Raw genomic sequence first — 9,065 nt, forward strand, 5'->3', positions numbered from 1 at the left:
TGCATCTAATAATGATTCGTATTTTTTTTGTTTAATTTCGTTCTCTATTTGGTTTAATTGGTAGTTCCATACAAAGAATGGATCTGACTGTTTGTTTTGTTCAAGCTTATCTATAAATGGTTGAACCTTTGATTTATCAAATTCTCCGGTTGAAGGATTTTTGAAAATAGGGTTGCTTTTTATTGCCCGGTGGATGTTGGTACCTTGAATAAAATCAAATTTTTCCTCTTCTGTTACTGTTATTCCAAGGTAATTGAGTTCATGATTTAGCTTTTTGTTGCGCACTAAATCGGCAAATGCCTTTATTGCTGAACCTTGCTGTTCTTTTTTTGTGTAATCATCTTTGAGTACGATTCTATTGTATCTGTCTATTTCGCGTTTTTCCTTTAAATACTCTTTATAGGTAATGGTTTCGACTATACTATCTGCATTTGTTTCGCTGATTCTGTATGGAGGAAATTCGCCTTTTTTATTATTTTTATTACATGCTGTAAGGGCAGATAAAGCCAATAGTAAAATAATTATTTTTTTCATAAGTGTATATTTTCTTATTTTGTTGGAACCTTATGCCTTTTTTTAGCAGGCTGCCAATTATTTAGTTTACAAATATAATTGCTAAACAAAAAAGACCAATTTTTTACTTCAATGATCGAATATTTTTTTCATTTTTTTTTAACTGAGATTATGAAACCTCCATGACAAAGCTTTTGACACACACGCGTATGATTATTTGGAACTTTACAGGTAAAAAGCTTTAAAACAGGGAATAGGAGGTTCCATCCCGATTGGTATCGGGACATGTAATGACCTTTGAAAATTAAAAATAAACATATGAATCGAATTACAAAATTGTTTAATATAACCTACCCTATTGTACAGGGAGGGATGGTTTGGTGCAGTGGATGGCGTCTGGCAGCCGCTGTCTCAAATGCAGGCGGGCTGGGACTTATAGGAGCAGGCTCTATGCGACCAGAGCTACTTATTGAGCACATACGAAAAATCAGAGCATCGGGTGTTACAAATTTTGGTGTAAATATTCCATTGCTCTATTCTTATGCTGAAGAGTTTATAAATATCGTTATTAGGGAACAGGTACCAATAGTATTTACATCAGCAGGTAGTCCGAAAAAATATACAAATCTTTTAAAAGATAATGGAATTAAGGTAGTACATGTTGTGTCAAGTGCTAAGTTTGCCGCTAAAAGTGAGCAGGCGGGGGTGGATGCTGTTGTTGCAGAGGGTTTTGAGGCTGGTGGCCATAATGGGAGAGAAGAAACCACAACACTTACCTTAGTGGAGCTTGTGAAACAAAGCGTTGGTGTTCCGGTTATTGCTGCTGGCGGTATCGCTAGCGGTCGTGCTATTTTGGCTGTTCAAAACCTTGGGGCCGAAGGCGTGCAAATAGGTAGTCTTTTTGCTGCGAGCGAAGAGTCTTCAGCCAGTTCTCAATTTAAAAAAGCAGTAATTGAAGCTAATGAAGGTGATACCATACTCGCACTTAAAAAACTTGCGCCGGTCAGAATGCTAAAAAATCATTTCTGTAATATGGTTTTGGAGCAGGAGAACACAGGGACTTCAAAAGAGCATCTCTTAAACTTGTTAGGTAAAGGGCGTGCAAAAAAGGGGATTTTTGATGGTGATCTGGAAGAGGGAGAATTGGAAATAGGGCAATCATCATCGATGGTTTCCGTTATAAAACCAGTTCGGTCGATTATGAAAACTTTAATTGCAGAATATAGAGAAGCTAGCAATGAATTTTATAGTTATTTTTAAATTTGATTTTATATAGGAAATATTTAGATGTGATTTTTTTTAAACCCGGTCTTATTCTAAAACTTAATCGACTGGCGTTAACCCTGCTTTTATTGACCATTTTTGGCCATTTATTAAAAGGGCAGCCAGTTATTGAACCTCCTGTAATTGATTCAATATCTGTTGATACTGCTGCTAATGGAGTTTATCATTGTGTTTTGGGATGGGAACCCTATGACTGGAGTGGTTATGATATTGATTCGAGCGGTTTTATTGTGAGAGATGTGATACCCGGGTCAGGTTATGCAAACCCAGATACAATTTTTAATGCAAATGCTACTTTCTATATGGATTATTCTTCTGATCCTTTAAATGAAATTCAGGGGTATGGCCTTGTTGCTTTTTCTGTTGTCAATGGAGAATTCTTAAAATCAGAAATTGAAGATCAGTTTTCCAGGAATATAAGACTGCAAGTAGTAAATTATGACTCGTGCACTGCCAGTGTGAGTCTCTCCTGGAACGATTACTACAGCGATGAGGCTCCGTCAGGAACCGAAGAGCCTGCATATACCCTGAAAGCCATTTCCGCAACTGACTCTAGAGTTGCTGCAACCACCGTTAATTCCTATACTTTTGAAAACCTGAATCGGGAAGAAATTTATCAATTCCGATTGATTATTGACCCAGATGGTTTTACTTCATCTTCTAACCCTGTAAATGCGCTTATTACAACACCAGAAGAACCATCAAAACCATATATTGAAACTCTAAGCAACTCAGAAAATTTTATCACTACTGGTGCAGTATATGGAGATGAAATTGTAACAGATCATATGCTGCTGATGGGTTCTATAGACCCGGTGTCAGGTTATGATACTGTAGATGAGTTTTATGTTGAAAACCGGCCCTATACTTTCAGTGAATCACGATACGGAGAAAATATTACTTACTATTATATAGCTGCATTTAATAGCTGTGGAATTAATCCGGTATATTCCGATACGATTAATACAATTGTATTGTCTGCCGCAGATAATGGCGATTATATTAGTTTGCAGGCAAATGGGCTGGGAAAATCCGATGTTCAATATAGATTATATCGTCAGGCAAACGGTGAGACGACAATATTTGATCCAGGTTCAGAGCCAATCTTATATGATGATTATTCTGTTTTTGATTTAACACTAAGTAATCCAGGTGTAAGGTACTATATAGAAGCCAGATTGGGCGATTCTGTAATTGTTAAATCGAACCCTGTTGAGGTTAAAATACTCGACGATTTATTGTGGCCAAATGCTATAATCGCCGGTGAACCAGGAATGGATGGGGCCTTTAAAGCAATTCCCCAGCGATCATTGCCAGCCAGTTATAATCTAAGGATTTATAACAAGTGGGGTGACTTAATATTTGAAACAAACGATATTGATAATCCATGGAGAGGCAGATATAAAGGAAGTTTTGTGATGTCGGGCGGGTATTTATATGTTGCTACATACAAATTTCCCGGGAAAAAAGAAAAAGTAATCCGGGGTACCGTTACCGTAATACATTAGTTTCAAAAAGTAGATAAATAAAATTAAATTATTTGATGTTATTTGAGGAGGATTCAATAAATTTACAAATTCTTTAAGTTCAAATATAATTAGTGAGGTTATTTTAAGGTATGTTTCATTATTAGCCTTAAATTTGTGAAAATTGCATAAAGTATGGGTAAAGAGCACAGTCTTACCATTAAATATAAGTCTATTAGCCTGATTGGAAGTAAAGCAAGGCATAATCAGGATGCCTACGCAGAATTTCAAATACCGGGAGGTTACGGTTTTGCAATCTGCGATGGCATAAATGGAAAAGAAGGAGGAGGAGCCATTGCCTCAAAAATGGCAATCGAATCAATTAAGAGACAGTTTCGGAATACTCAATTTAAAAATCCGCAAAAAGCGCTTACCAACGCACTTACACTGGCCAACTTCCAGTTATACGATCATATTCAAAAAAATGAGCGTTTTAAAGGAATGGGAGCCAGCTGTGTTATTGTGCTTGTTATTGACGAGCGTGTTTATTACGCATATATAGGCAATGTCCGTTTCTATATTTTGCGGGATAATACTATTTACAGATTAACCCGCGACCACACTAAAGCACAAACAGCCCTTGCCCAAAACAAGATAAACGAGGAAAAGCTGGAGTCTGATCCTGGTTTTTATATAGCCGACAGAGCATTGGGCTTCGACAAGGATGTGAATTTTTCGGTTTGCAAACAACCCATATCAATGGAAGAGCATGATATGTTACTGCTCACTTCAGATGGGTTATTTAAAGAGCTTACAGAAAACCAAATTGCTGAAGTTGTTAATGATCCCGATGCATCGGTAGATTTTATGGCCACAAATTTGGCCCAAAAAGCCGATCAGGCCGGAGGGAACGATAATATTACGCTCACCCTGATGCATGTGTTCGATCCGCAAAAAGTGCCTTTTACTCCCGAAACAGGTGAAAAAACAGAGATCGTTGAAGGTAAGAAAGGTATTCCAAAGGCAGTCTGGATTGTGCTGGGTGTAATTGGTCTTGTCGCATTGCTGTATGGAATCAGTGAAATTGCTTTTAACCATGAGCGTGTGACCACAGAGCAAAAACCACAAAAGAGTGTCGTCGATACACAACCGAAAGATACAATTAAGCCGGCACGCACAGAGGACTTAACTAAAAAGAAAGAGAAGGAGCCACAGGGAATTAAGCCTGAATTCATTCCTTACAAAATTGAAAAAGGCGATAACTTTTACCGATTAGGTATCAGATTCAATGTTACTGTACAGTTGCTTGAAAAAGTGAATAATGTTCAGGCTAAACGCTTACGCCTGGGGCAACGTATCCGAATACCTGTAAAAGCCATACATAAAGTTGAAAAAGGCGAAATGCTTAGCACCATAGCAGAAAAATATCATACACCTGTTAAAGATATCCTTAAAGCGAATAAGCTCGATGATGCCGATCGTCTGAGTGAAGGTATGGTGTTAAATATTCCCCTGCAGTACGACGATAAAATCTCTGAGTAACCTTGCAAAACAAATTCAAATATTTAAGTCTGTTATTACCGGGCTTATTGCCTTTGTTCGTTTTTATTTTGGCCGACGAGTTTGCCGGAACAACAAATGCAATAATTTTGGCATTAATAGCAGGAGGGGCTGTGTTTGTATATACATGGATACGCAACAAAAAAGCAGATGCTTTTGTGTTGTTTGACACATTGTTGCTTGCTGCCTTCGGTGGAGTTAGCTTACTGCTGCACGATGATATTTTTTTCAAGCTCAAACCGGGTATAATTCAAACAATTTTGGTTGTAATAATTGGTCTTAGTGCCTACTCGCCCAGAAATATCATGTTGAATATGGCACAGCGCTATATGCCCGATAAGGAGTTTGATGAGGCTCAACTTCGTCAACTGCGGAGCCAAACACGAGTGCTTTTTTGGTTGTTTTTTACCCATACCTTGCTCGTTTTTTACAGCGCATTTTACATGTCTAAGGAAGCCTGGGCTTTTATAAGTGGAGGACTGTTTTATGTGATAGCTGGTTTATGGTTCGTTGTGGAATTGGTGCGGCAAAGAATATTGAGATCAAATATTGAATGGCTGCCTGTACTAAATGAGGAAGGAAAGGTAATAGGTAAAGCATCGAGAGCCCAGGTGCACAGTGGTTCAAAGGTTTTGCATCCTGTTGTGCATTTACATGTTTTTAATAAAAAGGGGGAGCTGTTCGTGCAAAAGAGATCCATAGATAAAGATATCCAGCCCGGAAAGTGGGACACGTCAGTGGGTGGGCATATATCCTTTAAGGAAACCCCGCAGAAAGCACTTCAGCGAGAAGCCAAAGAGGAGCTCAATATAAAAACTGGTGATGCGAAGTTTTTGTTCTCTTACATTTGGGAGAGTGATGTGGAGAAAGAATTTGTATATACATTCGCCATAACAACAGATCAGGAGGTAACGCCAGACCCCAGGGAACTTGCTGGAGGAACGTGGATGAAGATTGGCGAAATTAAATCAAAGTTGGGGAAAAGTTTTTTTACCCCTAATTTTGAACATGAATTTCAGATGCTAATAAAACGTATTGTATTTAAATAGTGCAGAAAATAAAAAAACAATCTTTGTTGCTGAAATAAAAAAAATTGAATATATTAGTCCAAATTGTCTGAAAACTTTTTCGTCATGATAGATAAATACATAGCTGAATTACTGAAGACCAATACCAGGGTAATTGTGCCTGATTTTGGCGCTTTTATGGTTAAATCTTCCCCTGGGAGTACCGAAAAACAGGTCTCTTTTAATGATTTCCTGAAATATAATGATGGTTTGTTGATAAACCATATTGCCAAGAAGGAGAGTATTGTTAAAGAGGAGGCCCAGAAAAAGGTAAAGGCTTTCGTCGATGATATACAACAAGAATTAAAGGCCAATAAGCCTTTTAAAATTGCAGATTTAGGCTATTTATATAAAGATCCGAGAGGTTCAGTAAGATTTAAAGCTGGTGATGAGAAACCTGAAGGAGGCAAGGCTGCAGCCAGTACACAGTCAGCAACATCAGTTAAGCTTGACGAAAAAGAGGAATCTGCTCCGAAAAAGAAAGAAGAAACCAAAGTAGAGAAGAAAGAAGAACCAGCGGCTAAGAAGACAGATACAGGTGGCGCAGCAGGAAAAACGCTTAATGAAAAGCTGAGCGATAAAAAAGACGGTAAGACCCAGGTTAAAACCGGAGCCCCGGAAGCAAAAAAAGCTGCAGCCGAAAAACAGCAAGCTAAACCAGGCGGTTCAAAAGTACCTCCCGGGAAAAAACCGCCCGCAACAAAACAGCCTAAAAAGGCTAATAACTCTTCAGTAGCAATTATTACAGCAGCAATTATTGTTGTTTTAGGAGCTGGTGCAGTAATAGCTTATCTGAACTGGAATACTGTACAGGGATGGTTTGGTGGTTCTATCTTTGGTGAGGATGAACCCAGGGAAGTAGCTGTAGATAGTGCCGCAATAAAAGCCAAACAAGCCAGAATGGACTCAATAAGAATGGCGCAGGCAAGGCAAGACAGTATAGAGCAGGCTCGTCAGGATAGCATCCGTAAGGCCGAAGAGATGAAGAAAAAGAACCAGAAAAAATATTACCTGGTCGCCGGTAGTTTTAAAAATAAAAAATATGCCAATATGTTTGTTGAAAAACTTAATGGTGAAGGATACAACTCTGAGGTATTTATGGAACGGCGAGGATTTTACCGTGTCTCATTTAACAGCTATATCGACAGACAGAAAGCTTTTAATGAGTACCGCCGCATGAAAAATCAGGATATTCAGGTTTGGGTACTCAGACATTAGTATACAAAACTTTTTAATATAAAGCTGGCAATCATTGCCGGCTTTTTTTATTTTTGCTTTTTACTGCTCTATTAATAAAATCTTTGAATGAAGTTATCGGTTATAATTGTCAATTACAATGTAAGGCACTTTCTACGGCAGTGCTTGCAATCCGTTGAAAATGCAGCAAGTAAAATTAATGCAGAAGTCTTTGTTGTTGACAATAACTCTGTCGATGGTTCTGTTTCAATGGTTCGCGAGTCGTTTTCATGGGTAAAATTGATCGAGAATAATGAGAATCTTGGCTTTTCAAAAGCTAATAATCTAGCTATAAAACAAGCAAAGGGCGAATACGTGTTGTTGCTTAATCCGGATACTGTTGTCGAAGAAGATACTTTTTTGAAAGTGGTCGAATTTATGGACCAGCACGCTGATGCCGGCGGCCTTGGAGTTAAAATGATTGATGGAAATGGCGATTTTTTGCCCGAGTCGAAACGAGGTTTACCTACCCCAATGGTAGCCTTCTATAAAATTGCAGGTCTCTCTGCACTTTTTCCATACTCAAAAAAGTTTGGCCGCTACCATCTTAAATACCTTGATAAAGAAAAGGTTCATGAGGTTGATGTGCTTTCAGGGGCTTTTATGTTAGTGAGGAAAAAGGTAATTGATGAAATCGGAGGCCTCGATGAAACATTTTTTATGTATGGCGAGGATATTGATTGGAGTTACCGAATAAAAAAATCCGGCTATAAAAATTATTATTTTCCCGGTACAGCAATTATCCACTACAAGGGAGAAAGTACAAAAAAGGAGAGTATTAATTATGTGGTTGTTTTTTATAACGCCATGATCATTTTTGCTCAAAAACACTTTGCCCGCAAATATGCCTCTGTGTTTTCTTTCCTAATTAGATTGGCCATTATGCTTAGTGCGGGTTTAGCTATTTTTAAACGCTTAGTTAAACGGCTTTTCATCCCGGTAATTGATTTTTTTGTTTTGTGGGGTGGATTTTGGCTACTTACTCCTTTGTGGGAAAAATACCAATTTGGTGCATCCAACTGGTTTCCTGATTTTTATTTAACTACTGTAGCGCCGCTGTATGTGCTAATATGGATTATTGCATTGTTGTATAGCGGAGGATATGATAAGCCATATAAGTTTTTTGATATATTAAAAGGAGTTGGATGGGGACTTTTATTGTTATTGATTGTATATGCACTATTGCCTGAGCATTACCGCTTTTCGCGTGTAATGCTTCTGCTTGGAGGTTTGTGGGCCACAATTACCATTCCCGCAATAAGGCTTCTGTATCGTAAAGCGAATGGTAAATCTGTTGGAAACGCTCAAGCAAGCAATACAATAGTGATTGGAAGCTCAGATGATGTGGAACGTGTACGGAAAATTTTTTCAAACGATACTAAAACCGACATCATTGGTTTTGTTTCTGTGTCAGACCAATATGAGGGAAAAGCACTCGGTACTCTTCAAAATATTGAAAAAATTGTCAGGGTAAATAATATATCAGAGGTCATATTCAGTGCACAGCACTTACAAGCAAGGAATATTATAAGGTTAATGATAAAACTGGACGATCCGCGATTAAGATTTAAAATCGTGTCGCCAGATGGGATTTCTGTAATTGGAAGTAGTACAATACACTCACTCGACGATGTTTATAGCGTAGAGGTCAATGCCATTAATAAGCCACCAAATAGACGTTTTAAAAGAACACTCGACGTTACATTGTCTTTAATGTTTGTTCTTTTATATCCATTGTTGTTTTATACGGTTAAGCATAAAGGCGGCCTAATAAAGAATGCATGGCGTGTTTTGACCAGTAAAATGAGTTGGGTTGGCTTTGGTCAAACAGACCGACTACACGAACTTCCAAATATTAGAAAGGGTGTTGTGCATCCTGGTATGTTGCATAAAAAAGAACAACGCTCATCAGATATGGTTCAGCGGGTAAATATGATTT

The 9,065-nt window shown here is 38.1% G+C and carries 7 protein-coding genes and 1 pseudogene; 7 read left to right on the top strand and 1 reads right to left on the bottom strand.

The window, feature by feature from the left end; all coding sequences use genetic code 11:
* Nucleotides 1-552 (bottom strand): SurA N-terminal domain-containing protein (locus VJ937_RS10445; RefSeq protein ID WP_324066843.1); only part of this gene is annotated, 552 nt, incomplete at its 3' end.
* 279 nt (nt 553-831) lie between these two features.
* On the opposite strand from VJ937_RS10445, the gene VJ937_RS10450 reads away from it, so the two are divergent.
* The 7 genes and pseudogenes from VJ937_RS10450 to VJ937_RS10475 all read left to right on the top strand — a co-directional run.
* Nucleotides 832-1,773 carry an NAD(P)H-dependent flavin oxidoreductase gene (locus tag VJ937_RS10450; RefSeq protein ID WP_324066837.1) on the top strand — a complete coding sequence of 314 codons (942 nt, stop codon included), beginning with the start codon at nt 832-834 and terminating at the stop codon, nt 1,771-1,773.
* Between the two features lie 29 nt (nt 1,774-1,802).
* Nucleotides 1,803-3,305 carry a gliding motility-associated C-terminal domain-containing protein gene (locus VJ937_RS10455; protein ID WP_324066838.1) on the top strand — a complete coding sequence of 501 codons (1,503 nt, stop codon included), beginning with the start codon at nt 1,803-1,805 and terminating at the stop codon, nt 3,303-3,305.
* Nucleotides 3,306-3,458: 153 nt separating this feature from the next.
* Nucleotides 3,459-4,805 (top strand): LysM peptidoglycan-binding domain-containing protein, encoded by a 1,347-nt coding sequence (locus VJ937_RS10460; protein WP_324066839.1) that lies wholly within the window; start codon nt 3,459-3,461, stop codon nt 4,803-4,805.
* A gap of 53 nt (nt 4,806-4,858) precedes the next feature.
* Nucleotides 4,859-5,278, top strand: a pseudogene (locus tag VJ937_RS15730) (septation protein IspZ); the annotation flags it as partial.
* 78 nt (nt 5,279-5,356) lie between these two features.
* Entirely contained in the window at nt 5,357-5,872 is a 516-nt protein-coding gene (locus VJ937_RS15735) for an NUDIX hydrolase (protein WP_414706406.1), read from the top strand.
* A gap of 84 nt (nt 5,873-5,956) precedes the next feature.
* The gene (locus VJ937_RS10470) at nt 5,957-7,108 is read left to right on the top strand and encodes an SPOR domain-containing protein (protein ID WP_324066841.1); all 1,152 of its coding nucleotides are present in this window, start codon (nt 5,957-5,959) and stop codon (nt 7,106-7,108) included.
* 87 nt (nt 7,109-7,195) lie between these two features.
* The coding region (locus tag VJ937_RS10475; RefSeq protein WP_324066842.1) for a glycosyltransferase at nt 7,196-9,065 on the top strand (1,870 nt) is incomplete at its 3' end.

Origin of the sequence: Salinivirga sp., from assembly GCF_035268865.1 — a bacterium.
In the GTDB taxonomy this organism is placed as follows: domain Bacteria; phylum Bacteroidota; class Bacteroidia; order Bacteroidales; family Salinivirgaceae; genus Salinivirga.